Origin of the sequence: Hydrogenophaga palleronii (assembly GCF_031457455.1) — a bacterium.
Taxonomy (GTDB): Bacteria; Pseudomonadota; Gammaproteobacteria; order Burkholderiales; family Burkholderiaceae_C; genus Hydrogenophaga; species Hydrogenophaga palleronii_A.
In genome coordinates, this window is the sequence record NZ_JAVDWU010000016.1 from 19,527 (window position 1) to 36,537 (window position 17,011).

At 64.1% G+C, this 17,011-nt stretch carries 13 protein-coding genes; 4 read left to right on the forward strand and 9 right to left on the reverse strand.

Annotation, left to right across the window (positions count from 1 at the left end):
- Nucleotides 1-2: 2 nt before the first annotated feature.
- Nucleotides 3-1,073, forward strand: a complete 1,071-nt coding sequence (locus tag J2W49_RS24595; protein ID WP_310322260.1) for a PLP-dependent cysteine synthase family protein — start codon at nt 3-5, stop codon at nt 1,071-1,073.
- On the forward strand, nt 1,070-2,236 hold the full coding sequence (locus J2W49_RS24600; protein ID WP_310322262.1) for a lipocalin-like domain-containing protein: 1,167 nt from the start codon (nt 1,070-1,072) through the stop codon (nt 2,234-2,236). The genes J2W49_RS24595 and J2W49_RS24600 overlap by 4 nt, the downstream gene beginning before the upstream one ends.
- Before the next feature lie 15 nt (nt 2,237-2,251).
- Here J2W49_RS24600 and J2W49_RS24605 read toward each other — a convergent pair whose 3' ends face one another.
- From J2W49_RS24605 to msrB, 5 genes are all read right to left on the reverse strand, one after another.
- Nucleotides 2,252-3,049: an ornithine carbamoyltransferase gene (locus tag J2W49_RS24605; protein ID WP_310322265.1), complete on the reverse strand. Its 798-nt coding sequence runs from the start codon at nt 3,047-3,049 to the stop codon at nt 2,252-2,254.
- 52 nt (nt 3,050-3,101) lie between these two features.
- On the reverse strand, nt 3,102-4,175 hold the full coding sequence (locus J2W49_RS24610) for a M48 family metallopeptidase (RefSeq protein WP_310322392.1): 1,074 nt from the start codon (nt 4,173-4,175) through the stop codon (nt 3,102-3,104).
- Complete coding sequence (locus J2W49_RS24615; RefSeq protein WP_310322268.1) at nt 4,175-5,404, reverse strand: YjgN family protein; 1,230 nt, start codon at nt 5,402-5,404, stop codon at nt 4,175-4,177. The genes J2W49_RS24610 and J2W49_RS24615 overlap by 1 nt, the downstream gene beginning before the upstream one ends.
- Before the next feature lie 73 nt (nt 5,405-5,477).
- Nucleotides 5,478-6,062 (reverse strand): peptide-methionine (S)-S-oxide reductase MsrA, encoded by a 585-nt coding sequence (msrA, locus tag J2W49_RS24620; protein WP_310322272.1) that lies wholly within the window; start codon nt 6,060-6,062, stop codon nt 5,478-5,480.
- Between the two features lie 31 nt (nt 6,063-6,093).
- A complete protein-coding gene (msrB, locus tag J2W49_RS24625; RefSeq protein WP_310322274.1) occupies nt 6,094-6,576 on the reverse strand; it encodes a peptide-methionine (R)-S-oxide reductase MsrB in 483 nt (160 codons plus the stop codon).
- 217 nt (nt 6,577-6,793) lie between these two features.
- On the opposite strand from msrB, the gene J2W49_RS24630 reads away from it, so the two are divergent.
- A complete protein-coding gene (locus tag J2W49_RS24630; RefSeq protein WP_310322276.1) occupies nt 6,794-8,143 on the forward strand; it encodes an MATE family efflux transporter in 1,350 nt (449 codons plus the stop codon).
- A gap of 110 nt (nt 8,144-8,253) precedes the next feature.
- On the opposite strand, the gene J2W49_RS24635 is transcribed toward J2W49_RS24630, so the two are convergent.
- On the reverse strand, nt 8,254-8,616 hold the full coding sequence (locus J2W49_RS24635; RefSeq protein WP_310322279.1) for a collagen-like protein: 363 nt from the start codon (nt 8,614-8,616) through the stop codon (nt 8,254-8,256).
- A gap of 372 nt (nt 8,617-8,988) precedes the next feature.
- Here J2W49_RS24635 and J2W49_RS24640 point away from each other — a divergent pair, with 372 nt between their 5' ends.
- The gene (locus J2W49_RS24640; RefSeq protein ID WP_310322282.1) at nt 8,989-10,776 is read left to right on the forward strand and encodes an ABC transporter transmembrane domain-containing protein; all 1,788 of its coding nucleotides are present in this window, start codon (nt 8,989-8,991) and stop codon (nt 10,774-10,776) included.
- A 147-nt stretch (nt 10,777-10,923) separates the two neighbouring features.
- On the opposite strand, the gene J2W49_RS24645 is transcribed toward J2W49_RS24640, so the two are convergent.
- The 3 genes from J2W49_RS24645 to J2W49_RS24655 all read right to left on the reverse strand — a co-directional run bounded on the left by J2W49_RS24645 (nt 10,924) and on the right by J2W49_RS24655 (nt 16,946).
- Nucleotides 10,924-15,540 carry an NAD-glutamate dehydrogenase gene (locus J2W49_RS24645; protein ID WP_310322285.1) on the reverse strand — a complete coding sequence of 1,539 codons (4,617 nt, stop codon included), beginning with the start codon at nt 15,538-15,540 and terminating at the stop codon, nt 10,924-10,926.
- A 325-nt stretch (nt 15,541-15,865) separates the two neighbouring features.
- Nucleotides 15,866-16,330, reverse strand: coding sequence for a DUF1178 family protein (locus J2W49_RS24650; protein ID WP_310322288.1), 465 nt, complete (start codon nt 16,328-16,330; stop codon nt 15,866-15,868).
- Nucleotides 16,317-16,946 carry an NUDIX domain-containing protein gene (locus J2W49_RS24655; RefSeq protein ID WP_310322291.1) on the reverse strand — a complete coding sequence of 210 codons (630 nt, stop codon included), beginning with the start codon at nt 16,944-16,946 and terminating at the stop codon, nt 16,317-16,319. The genes J2W49_RS24650 and J2W49_RS24655 overlap by 14 nt, the downstream gene beginning before the upstream one ends.
- Between the last annotated feature and the right edge of the window lie 65 nt (nt 16,947-17,011).

Consider the following 17,011-nt stretch of genomic DNA (forward strand, 5'->3'; position numbering starts at 1 on the left):
GCATGAAACACACCACACCCACACCGGACTGGACCCACCAGGCCATCGCCCTCATTGAAGCCGATTTCTGCCGCAGCGCCGACACGCACCTCATCGCCCTGCCCCTGCCCCACTGGGCGGCGCATGGCATTGACATGTACCTCAAGGACGAATCCACCCACCCCACCGGCAGCCTCAAGCACCGGCTGGCGCGCTCGCTGTTTTTGTACGCGCTGTGCAATGGCTGGCTGCATGAGGGCACCACGGTGGTCGAGGCCTCCAGCGGTTCCACCGCCGTGAGCGAGGCCTACTTCGCCCGCCTGCTCGGCCTGCCCTTCATCGCGGTGATGCCGCGCAGCACCTCACAGGAAAAGGTGGACCAGATCACCTTCTACGGCGGGCGCTGCCATTTCGTCGAAAAGGCCGGCGAGGTGTACGCCGCCGCGCAGCAACTGGCGCAGGACACGGGCGGCCACTACATGGACCAGTTCACCTATGCCGAACGCGCCACCGACTGGCGCGGCAACAACAACATCGCCCAGAGCATGTTCGAGCAGATGGCACGCGAGCGCCACCCGGTGCCGCGCTGGATCGTGGTGGGCGCGGGCACGGGCGGCACCAGCGCCACCATCGGCCGCTACCTGCGGTACCAGCGCCACGCCAGCCAGCTCTGCGTGGCCGACCCCGAAGGCTCGGTGTTCGCCGCCTACCACCGCAGCGGCGACGCCACGCTCACCGCACCGGGCTCGCGCATTGAAGGCATCGGCCGCCCGCGTGTGGAACCCAGCTTCATCCCCAGCCTGGTCGACCGCATGATCGAAGTGCCCAATGCCGACTCGCTGGCAGCCATGCATGCACTCTCCGCATTGCTGGGCCGCCGCGTGGGCCCTTCCACCGGCACCAACCTGGTGGCCATGCTCACGCTGGCACAGGAAATGAGGGCCAGGGGCGAGAGCGGCGCGATTCTTTCGCTCTTGTGCGACAGCGGCGAACGCTACCGGCCCACCTACTTCGACGCCGACTGGGCCAGCGCGCAGTTTGGCGACTGCGCCACCGCCAACGCACGCATCGCCGCTCAGCTTAAAGGCGCATGAGCTTCGTTCAGGAAACCCTCGCGATGGCAGATGCTGCCCGGCTCAGCCGGCGGCGAATGCTGCTGGGCGGAGCGGGTGTTCTGGTGTTGCCCTCAGCGCGCGCACAGGCTTCTGCACACAGGCCGGGCGACGTGCTGCAACCCCGCGCGCTGACCTTTCCACGCGACCACGGCAGCCACAACGACACCCGCACCGAATGGTGGTACCTCACCGGCCACGGGCAAACCGCCGAGGGCCGCGCCTTCGGCTACCAGATCACTTTTTTCCGCAGCCGCGTGGACGAAGCGCAGCCGCTGCAAAGCCGGCTGGCGGCACGGCAACTGCTGTTCGCCCACGCCGCCATCACCGACGTGCAAAGCGCCAAGCTGTGGCACGACGACCGCATCGCGCGATGGAACGGTCTGCCGCCCGTACAGACCGAGCGCGGCGTGTTTGCCAGTGAAGACGACACGCAGGTGGTGCTGCGCGACTGGTCGTTCCAGCGCCTGCCCGACGGTCGCTACCGGTCGCGCATCGAAGGCGGCGACATTGCCATTGACCTGACCGCCACCCCAACGCAAGGTGTGCTGCTGCAAGGCGAAGAGGGTTTCTCGCGCAAGGGGCCGGAACCCGCCCAGTCCAGCTTCTACGTCACCCATCCGCAACTGGCGGTGCAGGTCGCGCTCACGGTGCGCGGCCAGCGTTTCGACGTGAAAGGCACGGCCTGGCTGGACCACGAATGGAGCGAAGCCGTGCTGGCCCCCGACGCCGTGGGCTGGGACTGGATCGGCATGAACCTCTTCAACGGCGACAGCCTCACCGCCTTCCAGCTGCGCCGGCAGGACGGCAGCGCCTTGTGGGCCGGTGGCTCCTTTCGCAGCGCGACCGATGCCAACGCGCCAATGGCCGGTCAGCGCTTCGCGCCCGATACCGTGCACTTCGAACCCTTGCGCACCTGGACCAGCCCCCTCACCCGCGCCACCTACCCCGTCGCATGGACCATCACCACGCCCGCCGGCCGCTTCAGCGTGCACGCGGCGATCGACGCACAAGAACTCGACAGCCGCCAGAGCACCGGCACCATCTACTGGGAAGGCCTGTCGGATTTGCTCGACGAACAGGGCCAGCGAGTGGGGCGGGGGTATTTGGAGATGACGGGGTATGCGCGACGACTGGTCTTGTGAAGCACGGCGCGTTCCTCATCCATGTGCCAATACATGACGCAGAATGGCTTTCTGCACGGGCAGAAGAAGCTTCTTCTGTTCATGCCCAACGAAACCCGCGTAGCTCAAGGGATCAAAAGCCAACTCACGGCCAATAGAAAACGGCGGGGTGGGTAAGAGCTTGGGATGTCCCATTTGGGAAAGATGGGCTTCGGTAAGCGAACTGCCTGGGGCCTCAATTCCGCTGGGCCAGGCATCGGTGATGACGATGTCCACCTTTGCATCCACCGATTCGGTGAACACCACGTTGGGCATGGCTTCATGAAAGCGGGCCTCACACACATGTTGAATCGAAAAACCCATGACACCAGCGAGCTCGTGCCACGATCGCAATACGTTGGTGGGCGGACCCCAAAGGCAGATGCGTGCCTGCTCAATGGGAACCAAGGCGCTGTTCACGTAGAAGGCGTCGGTCAGCACCTCGCAGGGATGACCCTTGCTGGACATGGCATTGACCACCGGGCGGCAGGAAGCGTCTGCGAATTCCGCCAGCCGCTCATGATTCGACTCCCGCACCACATACACGGCATAAAACGGATCCAAATAGCCCGCAAGATCACAAACCCGCTCACCTGTTTTGAGGAGATTCGGCAGTTCCGTGAAAGCAAGCCCAAGCTCGCGAAAAGCCTGAACGAAGGTGGTCCGGGTGCGAATGCCATTGCCTTCAAACGACCACGCCACTGCACCATTCATAGGCATTGCCGGTGCTTCGACAAATGTCCAGATTGCCCTTACGTCGGCAGGCGTCAGGTCGGACAAGTGAATGAGGTTCATGCAAGTATTCCGGTGTGCTCACGTCATGCCCAGACTGTGAATCACGAGCTTCTCATTGCGCAACGTCAGGGGCCCACTCCCTGAAGAACCGTATGCGCTCGCCGTGGTCAGGATGACTGGAGATGGCAATGGGCAGTGCTACCCCTTCCTTGTCTTTGTCCGCCTTGCCCTTCTCGTCGTCACCTCGGTCTTCCTCCTGCATGCGCTCAAAGAACACAGCCATCGCTGATGGCGAGAGCCCGGCTGCGTGCAACATGCTGGCAGCATGCGCGTCGGCGCGGCGTTCGGCGTCGCGGGAGTATGACTGGGTGGCCAGCGTGGCGGGCACGGTGGCGATGAAGCCGCTGGCGTCGCCCAGCACCACGCCCACGAGCGCACTCACCAGGCTGGCGCGAACCATCATGTCCATGCCGTCCCGGTGCTGCACGTGGGCCAGTTCGTGGGCGAGCACACCCACAATGGCGTCGGGCTGGTCTTTCAGCAGGTCGACGAGTGCGTCGGTCATGACGATGTAGCCACCCGGCAAGGCAAACGCGTTGGCACCCAGGATCTTGGAGGCATGGAACGAGAGCTGCCAGGGCGGCGCATCGCCCGCTGGGTAGGCCCGCTCCACCACCGTCTCGAAGCGCTTGCGAAGTTCAGCCTGCCGAGCTTCGGGCAGCTTGCTCGGCTTGAGAAACAGGCGGTCCAGTTGCTGCATGCTCTGCTGGCCAATGCGGGCCTCCAGTGCGTCGGGCAAGGCATGTGCCACGGTCTGGCTGAGCCAGGGAACACCCCACACCCAGGCGGCGGCCAGAAAGACCACCGTGCCAGCCATGGCCACCAGCGTGGCACGCCAGCTCTGCATCCAGCCCACGACGGGGCTTTCATATGGGTGGTTGGCCTGCCACCAGGTGTCCCATTCGGCGGCATCGGCATGCTGGATCATGCCGCCGTCGGGCAGGTCGGTCTGGCGCTGACCATGCGAACGGCGTTCAGGCCATCGCACTTCTTTCAGCGGGTAGTGGCGCACCTCGTCGCCGGTGTGCATGAGCAGTTCGGCCCCCTCAATGCGAAGGCGCACCGTGCGCGCCCGGGGGCTTTGCCCATCAAACCAGCGGGTGACGATGGGCCCGCCCGGCGGCATCACAGACCCATGTCCATGCCAAAGAAATCGCCGGCGGCGTCGCCCAGCACGCCCTTGTTGCGCTGCTGGGCCTTGGCCACCCACTGATCCACGTCGCCATCCACCTCCACGGCCATGGCTTCCAGCTTGACGCGCGCGGTGCGCACCTTGGCAAAGGGCCAGAAAAGCCCCAACGTGAGCACCAGCAGCAACAGGTTGACCAGAGTGACCCGGAACAGGCTGCGAAAGCGCAACTGGCTCTGGAACGTCACTTGTTCGCTGCGGGTGTTATCCCACAGCAGGTTCTGCATGCGGGAGGCAGCAAAGGGACCCAGCACCAGCGGGACCACCAAGTAGAAAACGGCCACGAAGCCAATGATCATCAAGAAAATGGCTGCGGTGCCTGCGCCCGCGCCTCCACCGCCCATGGCCGAATACACCGCCCCGACACCCACCGTGACGGACAGCACAGCCACCAGCACGGCAAGGGAACCGAACACCACCAGCAGGGTCAGGCCGACCAGCTTGAGGAACAGCAGGTAGAAGCGGCCAGCACCCACTTTCAGCGATGTGCGCTCTTGTGCAAAGGCATAGCCGCCATGCTGGTATCGCTTGACGCGCGCCCATAGCCAGGGCAACAAGACCAGAAAGGCAAGAGTGACGACGCCCATCATGGCTGCGGCACCTTGCGCGAGTTCGGAAACGAGTTCTTCGTCGGTCTCCACGGCAGGCAGCATGAGCACAAACACCAGACCAGGCACAAAGAAAGGCAGCATGGCCATGTAGGCCGACTTCAGATCGCCTTCAAACGCAAACCGCACACCCCGCCAGCTGGTGTTGCGCAGACGGAACTGGAGAGAAGCACGCCACAAGGCAGGCCATAGCGCCATGAGCACCAGAAACGGCACCCAAGACAAAGACGGCACAAAGTTCGAAATCGCCCAGTAGCCCACGCCCAGCACCAGCATGACCAGATAGCCCCGAAACATTTTCCAGGGATCGGCATGAAAACCCAGCGGGTCCCCGCCGACCAGCGTGTTGTTCTGAAAGTAAGCCATGCGTCGGGCGCGCGCAAAAGGCCAGTACAAGGTCAGCGTGACCAGGGTCAACAACAGGTTGACGATCCAGATGCGGAAATACTCGCTGCCGGAACCCGTGAAGCGCACATCGAGCGTGCGGTTGCTCAGGCCCTTCGGGTCGCCTTCGTCGGGCAGCGTTTGTGTGGGCGCGAATTCGCCTTGTGGTTCCATCCCTCATCCTCCGTATTTGTGAAAACCGGGCAGATGCTACCACTGGTTACACAGGCATCCGGAGGCGTTGGCATTACTCCCAGAGTTGCTTGACGCGCGCGTCGCGCCCGCAAGAGAGGCGGTAGTAGTTGTAGCGCACCGGGTTCTTCTTGTAATAGTCCTGGTGGTAGTCCTCGGCCAAATAGAAGGTGCTCGCGGGTGCGAGTTCTGTGTGAATCTCCTTGAAGCGTCCGCTTTTCAGCAGTGCCCCATGGCTGGCCTCCACCACCTTGCGCTCCTCTTCGTTCTGCCAGTAGATGCCGCTGCGGTACTGGCTGCCGATGTCGCAGAACTGCCGGTTCTTGACGGTGGGATCAATGTGGCGCCAGAAGTATTCCACCAGTTCGGCGTAGCTCACCTTGGTGCTGTCGTAGATCACGCGCACGGCTTCGGTGTGGCCCGTGTGACCGTTGCTGACCTGTTCGTAGGTCGGGTTCGTTGTTTTGCCGGCGGTGTAGCCCGACTCGGCTTCGATCACGCCAGGCAGTTTTTCAAAGTCTTTCTCCACGCACCAGAAACAGCCCCCAGCAAAGATGGCGGTGGCCGTGGCGGCTTGGGCCGCACCGGCCAGGGTGGCGAGCCAGGCGGTGGCAATGAGGGAGGGCAATGTCTTGTTCATCGTGATGGCTCGGTGAATGGGTGGCCAGGTTTCACGTGCGCAGGGCTGGCAGGGCCGTGCCTTCAGGCACGAACGCCAGCGCCACGCCGTTGTTGCAGTAGCGTTTGCCGGTGGGGCGCGGGCCGTCGTTGAAGACGTGGCCCTGGTGCCCGCCGCAGCGCGCGCAGTGGTACTCCGTGCGCGGGAAGATGAGCTTGAAGTCGGTGGACGTACCCACCGCATCGGGCAGCGGCTGCCAGAAACTGGGCCAGCCGGTGCCGCTGTCGTACTTGTGGGCAGCGCTGAACAGCGGCAGGTTGCAGGCCGCACACACAAAGGTGCCGGGGCGCTTTTCACCGTCCAGGGGGCTGGAACCGGCGGGCTCGGTGCCGTGTTCGAACAGCACATGGTAGGCAGCGGGCGAGACGATCTGCTTCCACTCAGCCGCCGTCTTCTTCACTGGGAATGGTGCTGCCGCCACGGCGGTGGCAGGCAACGCAGCACCGGCGATCCAGCCGGTCAAGGACTTCAACATGGTTCGTCGCTCCATCACATCTTCCTCGGTTGTTTGCACGTGGGCACGAAATCTGCGCAGGCCCCGGCGGAGCAGCAGTTCGCTGCCTTTGGATCCACCATAGAGCAGTTTCCGTGACCATGAGTCGGTCCAGGAGCAACATCCTTACAGCCCAGTTTGCAGGGCCCCGGCGGCCAAGCGGCTACATTGGTGCGGCTTCCACCCTGCACGCCTGCTCATGACCCCCACCCCCGAACGTCCGCTGCCCGTGCGCTTCCTGCGCTTCCTCGGGCCCTTGGTGCTCACCAACGTACTGAACGCGCTCTCGGGCACGCTCAACATCATCTTCCTGGGTCAGTTGCTGGGCGCGGCGTCCATGGCGGCGGCGGTGGGCTTCTTTCCTGCTTTCATGTTCCTGATCGCGTTTGTCATTGGCCTGGGCACGGGCGCCTCTGTGCTGGTGGGGCAGGCGCATGGTGCCCGAGAGCCCGACAAGGTGCGCGAAGTGGCTGGCGCCGTGTTGCTGGGGGGCGTGTTGCTGGGTGTGCTGGTGGGCGTGACCGGTGCGACGTTCGCACAGCCCTTGATGCACTGGCTTGGAACGCCGCCCGAGATCCTGGCGGATTCCGTGAGCTATGCACGGGTGATGCTGTTCGGTCTTCCGGTGTTCTTCACCAACATGCTGGTGGCCGCTGTGCTGCGCGGCATGGGCGATTCGCTCACGCCGCTGCGCATGTTGGTGGTATCGTTCGCCGTGTCAGCCGTGGTCACGCCTGCGCTGATTCTGGGCTGGTTCGGTCTGCCCCGGCTGGGCGTGGCCAGCGCAGGCTGGGGCACGCTGCTGGGTACCTTGACCGCGTTGATCTGGCTGGCGTGGCGCCTCCAGCACCAGTCCCACACCCTGACCTGGTCGGCCCTGGTGCCGCACCTGCGGCTCTCGCGCCGCTTGTTGACGGTGGCCAGACTGGGCATCCCCTCCGCCCTGTTCTTCATCACCAGTGCAGCGGCCGACATGGGCCTGCTGGCCCTGGTCAACGACCATGGCGTGCACGCCACCGCTGCGTGGGGCGCGGTGAGCCAGACCACCGCCTATGTACTGTTCCCCGCCATGTCCATCGCCATTGCGGCTTCCGTGTTCACGGCACAGGCCGTGGGGGCTGGCGACACCGCCCGAATCGATCAGGTGACCCGCGTTGGCCTGCTCATGAACCTGGTGCTCACCGGTTCGCTGGCCCTGGGCGTGGCCTTGCTGGCGCCCCGGATTGCCTCGCTCTTCGTGCAGGACGCCGCGGTGATCGAGCTGGCCGCCACGGTGCTGCGCATTGCGGTCTGGGGCAACATCATCTTCGGCATGGCCAGCGTGTTCAGTGGCGTCATGCGCGCCACCGGCACGGTGCGCGTGCCCACCCTGATGTCGCTGGGCTGCCTGGTCTTCCTGCTGTATCCACTGGGCCGGGTGTTCGACAGTACACTGGGGCTGCCCTTCATCTGGCTGACTTATCCCGTCACCTTTGCGGTGGCGCTGCTGCTGCAAACGGCGTACTTCTACGGCGTATGGAAGCGGCAGCCCGTGCACAGACTGATCTGAGCGCGCGTTTGCCTATCAAGGGACAACCGCATCGCGCATCGCCCTTGGCCAAAAAAAACCTGCCAGAAGCAGGTTTTTCCTGGCGGACTTGGTGGCCCGGCCCAGACTCATCAGCGTGCAGGAACGATGACAACGGTGTCACCTGGCTTGGTCGCACCCGTGGCGCCCGTGGTGCCGCGGGAACCGGTGGCACCCGTGCTGCCTGTTGCGCCTGTACTGCCTGTGGCGCCGGTATAGCCCGTGGCGCCTGTGTCACCGGTGGCCCCGGCACCGCCAGTTGCACCCGTGGCGCCGGTGTAGCCTGTGGAACCGGTTGCGCCGGTGTCCCCCGTGGCGCCGGTGTAGCCGGTGGTGCCGGGGCGGCCTTGAGCACCCGTGTCACCTTGTGGGCCAGGGGGGCCCGCAGGTGCCGAAATGCAGGCAGCAAGGACGAGCGAAAAGCCGCTGGCGAGCAGCAATTTTGAGTATTTCATGATGGTTCCTAAGCGTGGCAACCAACCGCCTCGCACCGAAGGTGCCGGGTACGGCCGGTCATTGATCGGTATCTGGAGACAGGTTCGGCGAAGACAGATCACGTCTTCACCGCGCCAGTCGCCCACGCGCTTGATTGGCCATATGCCCCGGTAGCTGATGGTGGTGTTGCACCGCCGGTGTGCGACCCAGGCATTTGGCGACAGCGTCGCGACTGGGATCCAGCATAGGCACACAAACCGTTCCTGTCGGTGTGTTGAAGCACATTGCCGTGGCGCTGAATACTCGAGGCTCACCACGGAACGCCAGGCTTGGGGTGGCACATGCGCGGGCCGCCTTTCACCACCCGTCTCAAAACCCGGCACACTTCAACCATGAGTCTCACTTCTGCGTCCGAGCGCCCCAAGGCGTCTTCCCCCACCTCGCTCAGCGGCCTGTTGCCCTTCATGCGCCCTTACAAGGTGCAGATTGCGCTGGCGGTGCTGTTCCTGACGCTGGCCGCAGTGGCCACCCTGCTCTTTCCGGTGGCGTTGCGCCACCTGATCGACACCGGGCTGGTGCCTGAGGACCGCAACGCACAGGCCATGGCCCTGCAGGGGCACTTTCTGGAACTGTTCGGCGTGGCCGTGGCACTCGGCCTGTTCTCCGCCGCCCGCTTCTATGTGGTGAGCTGGCTGGGTGAGCGCATCACCGCCGACCTGCGCAACGCCGTCTACAGCCATGTGTTGCGCCAGAGCCCACAGTTCTTTGAGACCACGCAAACCGGCGAAGTGCTCAGCCGCCTGACCACCGACACCACCCTGGTCCAGACCGTGGTGGGCTCGTCGCTGTCGATGGGCCTGCGCAACACGTTCATGGGACTGGGCGCACTGATCATGCTGGTGGTGTCGCACCCTTACGTGATGATTCAGGTGATGCTGGTGATCGGCCTGGTGGTGCTGCCGACCATGTGGTTCGGCCGCCGGGTGCGCAAGCTCTCGCGCGCCAGCCAGGACCGCGTGGCCGACTCCAGCGCCATCGCGGCCGAAGTGCTCAACGCCATTCCCATCGTGCAGAGCTACACGGCGGAAGATCGCGAGGCCCGACGCTTCGACGCCTCCACCGAACAGGCATTCAACACCGCCGTGCGGCGCAGCCGGGCACGTGCCGGGCTGGTGGCCTTCATCATCATCGCCAATGCGGCGCTGGTGCTGTGGGGCCTGTACCAAGGCACACAAGCGGTCATTGCAGGAGACCTCAGCGCCGGCCAACTGGGCCAGGCGGTGCTCTACACCATCATCTTCGTGGGCGCGGTGGCTGTGCTGGGCGAGGTATACGGTGACCTGCTGCGTGCTGCCGGCGCCAGCGAACGCCTGGTGGAGTTGTTGAACACCCAGTCGCCCGTGCAGTCGCCCGAGCGGCCACAAGCCGCACATGCACCCCAGGGCGGCAGCAGCGTGCGGTTCGACGACATCACCTTCCACTATCCCTCGCGCCCGGCGCAGGCGGCGCTCTCGGACTTCACGCTCGACGTGCCATCCGGGCAAACCGTGGCACTTGTTGGCCCGAGCGGCGCGGGCAAAAGCACCGTGTTCGGACTGCTGCTGCGCTACTACGACCCCTTGATGGGCAGCATCCGCCTGGACGGCGTGCCCATCGACCAGCTCAGCCTGCATGATTTGCGCGCACGCATCGGCATCGTGCCGCAGGACCCGGTCATTTTCTCCAGCAGCGCGATGGAAAACATCCGCTACGGCCGACCCAGCGCCACCGACGACGAGGTTCGAGCCGCCGCCCACGCGGCGTTCGCCGACGAATTCATCGACAAACTGCCCGAGGGCTACGACACCTTCCTGGGCGAGCGCGGCGTGCGTCTCTCAGGTGGTCAGCGCCAGCGCATCGCCATTGCACGTGCCATGCTGAAGAACCCGCCGCTGCTTCTGCTCGACGAAGCCACCAGCGCACTCGATGCACAGAGCGAGCGCATGGTGCAGGCGGCCCTCGAATCGGCCATGAAAGACCGAACCACTTTGGTCATCGCCCACCGCCTGGCCACCGTTCAGCAAGCCAACCGCATCGTGGTGCTCGACCACGGACGTCTGGTCGAACAAGGCACCCACGCCGAGCTGGTGGCCGCCGGCGGCGTTTACGCAGGGCTGGCTGCACTGCAATTCAATGCGTAGCTCCACCCGGAGCGTGATCCGGATCGTGTGAAGTGACTCCCTTCCAGGGACCGCAAGGGTCCGGCTCCGCCGGCCCGAGAGGTCGTCCCCCCTCCAAGCCGAAGGCGCCAGAGAGGGGGGAAGCCGCGTCAGCGGCGCAGGGGGGAGTCACCCTAAATTGCGCAGCTCGCGCAACGCCACCGAAACGGGGGCCAGGTCAGGGGTCTGGCCCGCGATGCTTTCGCGCATGGCATTGAGGCGTTCGATGGCCTTGGCGTGGCGTTCCAGCCATTGTTCAAGCGGTTGCTGGCTGGACAGCAGCGACAGCGACATCTGCGCGGCGATGGAGTACACGTCGTCGCGGGCGCTGGCGCGGGCCTGGGTTTGCCACAACGAGTCTGTGGGCAGCTTGCCAATCTGCTGGCGCCACAGGCCGAGGCCCAGCGTGCTCTCGATGGCGAAATAGGTGCGCGCGGCTTCCTCCAGCGTGCTGCCGGCTTTGGCGGCCACGTCCACCAGGTCGAGCACGGGGTACAGGTATTCCAATACCGTGAGGTCGTCGGCAAGCTGGGTCTCCACACCGGCTTCGACCAGTCGCGCGCTGTCTGCCTTCCATTGCGCCACAGCCGCGGCGGGGAGCCACTGGTCCACATGCTGGCGCAGCGTCTGCGCGGCTGGCTGGTAGTGCGCGATCATGCTCGGCAGATCACCCTGGCCGCGGTGGCGCAGCATCCACCGGCTGGCGCGCTGGGCGATGGCCGCCAGTTGCGTGAGCAGGCTGAGCTGCAGGTCGGAACTGATGCGGTTGTCGAGCGCATCGATGCGGTCCCAGATCTGTTCCAGACCAAACACCTCGCGCGCCAGCGTGTAGGCGCTGACCACGTCGCTGGCGGTGCACGAGGCCTCGTTGGCCAGGAAGTTGACGAAGGTGGCACCCACCCGATTGACCACGGCATTGGTCATGTAGGTGGCGATGATTTCCCGGCGCAGCGCGTGGCGCGCGATGTATTCACCATAGCGCTCCCCCAGCACTTTTGGAAAGTACATCGTGAGAACCCGTGCATAGAAGGGGTCGTCGGGCAGCGTGCTGGCACACAGCTCGTCGAACAGGTTCATCTTGGCATAGGCCATCAGCACCGCGTTCTCCGGCCGCGTAAGGCCTTTGCCTTCGCGCTTGCGCCTGGCCAACTCCTCGTCGCTCGGCAGGAACTCGATGGTGCGGTTGAGCAACCCTGTGCTTTCCAGCCAGCGCATCAGGCTTTGCTGCCCGTTCAGCAGGTACACCGGGCGCGCCGCCGCCAGTTCGATCTGCTGCGTCTGGTAGTAGTTATCCTGCAGCACCAGCAGGCCGACTTCGTCGGTCATGCTCGCGAGCAGCTCGTTGCGGCTGTCCTGCGTCAGGCCACCGGCCTCTTGCACCGCACCCACCAGAATCTTGATGTTGACTTCGTGATCGGAGCAGTCCACGCCGGCGGAGTTGTCGATCGCATCGGTGTAGATCAACCCCCCGGCCTGGGCGAATTCGATGCGACCGTTCTGCGTGCAGCCCAGATTGCCGCCTTCGCCGAACACCTTGCAGCGCAATTCATTGCCATTGACGCGGAAGGCATCGCCGGCCTTGTCGCCGACCTGCGCATGGCTCTCGAAGCTGGCCTTCACATAGGTGCCGATGCCGCCGTTGTAGACCAGATCCACTGGCGCCTTGAGGATGGCGTTGAGCAGATCGTTGGGCGCCATCTCGGTGGCGTCGGTGCCGATCACGGCCCTTGCCTGCGGGCTCAGGCGGATGGATTTGGCGGTGCGGGGAAACACACCGCCGCCCTCGCTGATGAGCGATTTGTCGTAGTCATCCCAGCTGGAGCGCGGCAGCTTGAACAACCGCTCCCGCTCGGCAAAACTGAGGGCCACATCCGGGTTGGGATCAATGAACACATGGCGGTGGTCAAACGCCAGGACGAGCTTGATCTGGGTTGACAGCAACATGCCGTTGCCGAACACGTCGCCCGACATGTCGCCAATGCCGGCCACGGTGAAGGGCTGAGTCTGTGTGTCCAGGCCCAGGCCACGGAAGTGGCGCTTGACCGACTCCCACGCGCCTCGCGCGGTGATGCCCATCTTCTTGTGGTCGTAGCCCACCGAGCCACCCGAAGCAAACGCATCCCCCAGCCAGAAGCCGTAGGCCGCACTCACGCTGTTGGCGATGTCACTGAAGGTGGCTGTGCCTTTGTCGGCCGCCACCACCAGGTAGGGGTCGTCTTCGTCGTGGCGCACCACATCGGTGGGCGGCACCACGGCGCCCTTGACCAGGTTGTCTGTGACATCGAGCAGGCCAGAGAGGAAGGTCTTGTAGCAAGCCACCCCTTCAGCCAGATAGGCTTCGCGGTCGGTCGCCGGTGGCGGGTTCTTCAGAACGAAACCGCCCTTGGAGCCCACCGGCACGATCACGGTGTTCTTCACCATCTGCGCCTTCACAAGGCCCAGAATTTCGGTACGGAAATCTTCACGCCGGTCGGACCAGCGCAGGCCTCCGCGCGCCACCTTGCCACCGCGCAGATGCACCCCTTCCACCCGGGGCGAATACACCCAGATCTCGAACAGCGGCTTGGGCTCAGGCATGCCGGGAATGCTGCGCGGGCTGAGCTTGAAGCTCATATAGTCGCGCCCCTTCTGGTAGACATTGGTTCGCAGCGTGGCATTGATCGTGCCCAGGAACTGGCGCAACACACGGTCTTCTTCCAGGCTGGCCACATCGGCGAGCAAGGCTTCAATGACCTGTACCTTGGCGTCGGTCCGCTCCTTGCGGCGCTCGGCTTCGGCCGGGTCGAAGCGCAGCGCAAACAGTTCGAACAGGTTTTGCGCAATCAGCGGGTTCTTGTTCAGCGTGTCTTCGATGTAGCTCTGGCTGAAAGCAAAACCCAGCTGCTTGAAGTAACGCACATAGGCCCGCAAGACAGCAATCGCACGCGCATGGAGATCGGTGGACAGCACCAGGCGGTTGAGCGCGTCGCTTTCCACTTCGTGGCGCCACACCGCATGAAACAACTCTTCAAAGCGCGGCTTGAGATCGGCCACGTCCAGCGGCTGGGAGAATGCCATGCCCCAGTCGTGAATCCAGTGCCCTTGCGGCGCGAAATGGTAGGGGTGTTCGTCCAGCACGCGGGCGCCCATGGCCTCCATCACGGGCATGGCATCGGACAGGGTGATCTTCTGTGTGGAATAGGTCTTCAGGCGGACCTGGCCCTGGCGGTCGTACAGGTTCAAGGCCAGCGGTTGCTGCTCGCCCAGCTGGCTCAGGATCACCGCATCCTGGGCTGCGGTTTCGGCATCGAAGTCTTCACGGTAGGCGGTGGGGAACGCGTCCAGCAGGTCGCTCAACCGGGCCGAACCCTTGCCATTGCGTGCCAGCAGCACGGCGTGCACGCCGTCGACCCAGCGTTTGCAGGCCTGGGCCACCTGGGCTTCCAGCTTGGGCAGGTCCACGTCCAGGGGCAACTGGCTTCTGGCACGCACGATGTAGTGAATGCGCGCCAGGGCGCTGTCGGTGAGCATGGGTGTGAACTCGACCGATTCGGCATCAAAAGCCTCTGACAGCAAGGCGCCGACCTTGACGCGCAGCTCGGTGGTGTAGACATCGCGTGGCACATACACCAGCACCGATGCGAGCTTGCCAAACGCGCCGCGACGCACGAACAGGCGAACCCGTTGGCGCTCCTGCAGCCGCAGGATGCCGATTGCGTGTTGCGACAACGTGTCCGCGTCGATCTGCAAGATTTCATCACGCGGATAGGTTTCAAGAATGGCCTGCATGGCCTTGTGCGCGTGGCTGCCTTTGACCACACCCGCATCGGCCATGACCCTGGCCACGTGCTGACGCACCACCGGAATTTGCTCCACCGAAGCGGCATAGGCTGCGGCGGTGTACAGCCCGAAAAACCGGCTTTCTCCCACCAGCCGGCCAGCGGCATCGAGTCGCTTGACGCTGATCGCGTCAAGCCAGGCAGGCCGGTGCACGGTGGAGCGCCGCATCGCTTTGGTCGAGAGCACCAGCACCGGATTGGCGCTGAACTGCTGCGCCGGCTGGCTGGGCAGGGCCTGCTCGCCAGCATTCTTCAGCAATCCCAGCGCCGTGCCTGGGACGGGGACGAGCTGCTTGCCCTTGAGCTCATAGTCTTCTGCTGCCAGGAAGGTGAAATGGCCTTGCTCCAGCCAGGTCAGAAAGGCCTTGGCTTCGTCGGCTTCAGGTGCATCCACCGCCGTGAAGCTGGCATTGAGCACCTGCACGCGAGACAACATGGCTCGCCAGTCCTGCACGGCACACCGCACGTCGCGCAGGGTGTCTTCGATCTTCTGGCACAGGGCCTCACCATCCGGATCGGAGGCGAGACGGTCGCACTCGACCAGAATGCACGACACCATCTGTCCTTCGCCCGGCGTGTGGTCCACCGCTCCTGCGATCCGGGTCACTTTCCCGGCGGCGTTTCGTGTCACTCTCAACAGGGGATGGACGATCCAGTGCACCGTGCGGCCGGAGCCGTTCACGGCCATGGTGACTGAGTCGACCAGAAAGGGCATGTCGGGGTGCACGATCTGCACCATGCTGGTTCCCGCATCCTGCTTCTGGTCAGCGGGTTGTGGCAGCAACTGAACCCGTACCTCGTTGGCAGCTGAAGCATTGAGCAAAGCCAGGTGCGACTCGGCCATGAGCTTGAGCATCGCCGGATCGCGACTGCGCATTTCGTCGGGGTCGGCGGCGGCAAAAAACAGTTCCTGAAAACTCGGTTTCATGGTTTTTATCCAGTCGGATGGGGGTCAGGGTGGTGTCACTGAGCGGGTATCGAATCGCGCAGATTCTAGGAGTGAACAGGGCTCCCTAACCGGGTCAGTAGAGGATTGCATGGACCCATACCATGGGCTTATGCAAGAAATGCATGAACCCAGGGTAGCGCATTTTGAATGGCATCAACGGCCACGGTACCGCAAAAATCGGGAATGGGAAACTGGGTCAGGTCATGAGCGTGGATGGACTCATGCGGCAACCCCAGGCGGGTCTCGCGAATCAACCACCGCCATGCTCGGACGGAGGCCCGCCCGCCAGCGCGTATGCGGAACGCTATTGCAGCGTTTCCTTGAGCAGGGGAATCTCGGGCAAGGGCAAAACCTCGATGCCCTCTTCGATCAAGGCCATGGCCTCTTCCGGGCTGGCGCGTCCGCGGATATTGCGCTGATCGATCTCGCCCTGGTGCATCGCCCGGGCTTCATCGGCAAAACGTTCACCCACGTCCTCCGTGTTTTCAAGCACCTGCCGCACCGCCTTGAGCCACTGGGCCTGCATGGCGGAATGACCACCGGGCGAAGCTACCGCCCGATGCTGCGACGGGTCCTGCACGGCAGCTCCAGTCTCACGCGCCACCCCCAGGTTCAGCCGGGGCGCCGAGAGCATCTTGCGCACCTGCGCATCGCCACAAATGGGGCACGTCAACTGCCCGCGCGCCAGCTGGTCGCCGAAATCGCTTTCGGACGCAAACCAGCCTTCAAAGCTGTGCTGTTGAGAGCATTGCAGGTCAAGAACCTTCATGTCGCGAATTATCCGCCAGCGGGGGCTCAGGGTCGGTCGACCACTCCAATGCCCAGGCGCCCTGCTGGACCTGCAGCAACCACAGGGCGCCGACCAGGGTCTTGCCATCCACCACTTCTCCGCAGCGGCACCAGTCGTTCAATTGAGCGGGCGTGGCGGTGATCACATCGAGAAACTCACCGTCATCGAGCCGGCGCTCACCCAGGCTCAATCCGCGCGCAAACCAGATGTCGATGAGTTCGTTGGAGTACGCAATGGTGGGCGCCAGACGCCCTGCAAAGGCCCACTCCCTGGCGCTGTAGCCGGTCTCTTCAAGCAGTTCGCGTCGGGCACAGGCCAGGCTGCCCTCCCCTGCATCGAGCTTGCCCGCAGGAAACTCGATCATCACGCGCTGCATGGGGTGGCGATACTGACGTTCCAGCACCAGCTGGCCGTCGTCAAGCAAGCCGATCACCATCACGGCACCCGGGTGCAGAACGTACTCCCGGGTGGCATCGCGTCCGCTGGGCAAACGCACCGCGTCGCGGACCACGTGCAAGAAATGGCCATTCAGCAGCTCGGTACGGCCCAGCGTGGTCTCTCGCAAATGGTCGTCGCCCTTGATGCAGTCAGTCATGTCGATAGTAGGTGCGAAGCGGCTCGGACAGCAGGTCATGCCTCAGGAGCGAGGTGTCCCACTCC

Coding starts and splice junctions, on each gene's coding strand:
- J2W49_RS24600 (WP_310322262.1), top strand. CDS start 1,070: ATGAGCTTCGTTCAGGAAACCCTCGCGATGGCAGATGCTGCCCGGCTC.
- msrB (WP_310322274.1), bottom strand. CDS start 6,576: ATGTTGAAGTCCTTGACCGGCTGGATCGCCGGTGCTGCGTTGCCTGCC.
- msrA (WP_310322272.1), bottom strand. CDS start 6,062: ATGAACAAGACATTGCCCTCCCTCATTGCCACCGCCTGGCTCGCCACC.
- J2W49_RS24655 (WP_310322291.1), bottom strand. CDS start 16,946: ATGACTGACTGCATCAAGGGCGACGACCATTTGCGAGAGACCACGCTG.
- J2W49_RS24615 (WP_310322268.1), bottom strand. CDS start 5,404: ATGGAACCACAAGGCGAATTCGCGCCCACACAAACGCTGCCCGACGAA.
- J2W49_RS24650 (WP_310322288.1), bottom strand. CDS start 16,330: ATGAAGGTTCTTGACCTGCAATGCTCTCAACAGCACAGCTTTGAAGGC.
- J2W49_RS24645 (WP_310322285.1), bottom strand. CDS start 15,540: ATGAAACCGAGTTTTCAGGAACTGTTTTTTGCCGCCGCCGACCCCGAC.
- J2W49_RS24630 (WP_310322276.1), top strand. CDS start 6,794: ATGACCCCCACCCCCGAACGTCCGCTGCCCGTGCGCTTCCTGCGCTTC.
- J2W49_RS24640 (WP_310322282.1), top strand. CDS start 8,989: ATGAGTCTCACTTCTGCGTCCGAGCGCCCCAAGGCGTCTTCCCCCACC.
- J2W49_RS24605 (WP_310322265.1), bottom strand. CDS start 3,049: ATGAACCTCATTCACTTGTCCGACCTGACGCCTGCCGACGTAAGGGCA.
- J2W49_RS24635 (WP_310322279.1), bottom strand. CDS start 8,616: ATGAAATACTCAAAATTGCTGCTCGCCAGCGGCTTTTCGCTCGTCCTT.
- J2W49_RS24595 (WP_310322260.1), top strand. CDS start 3: ATGAAACACACCACACCCACACCGGACTGGACCCACCAGGCCATCGCC.
- J2W49_RS24610 (WP_310322392.1), bottom strand. CDS start 4,175: ATGCCGCCGGGCGGGCCCATCGTCACCCGCTGGTTTGATGGGCAAAGC.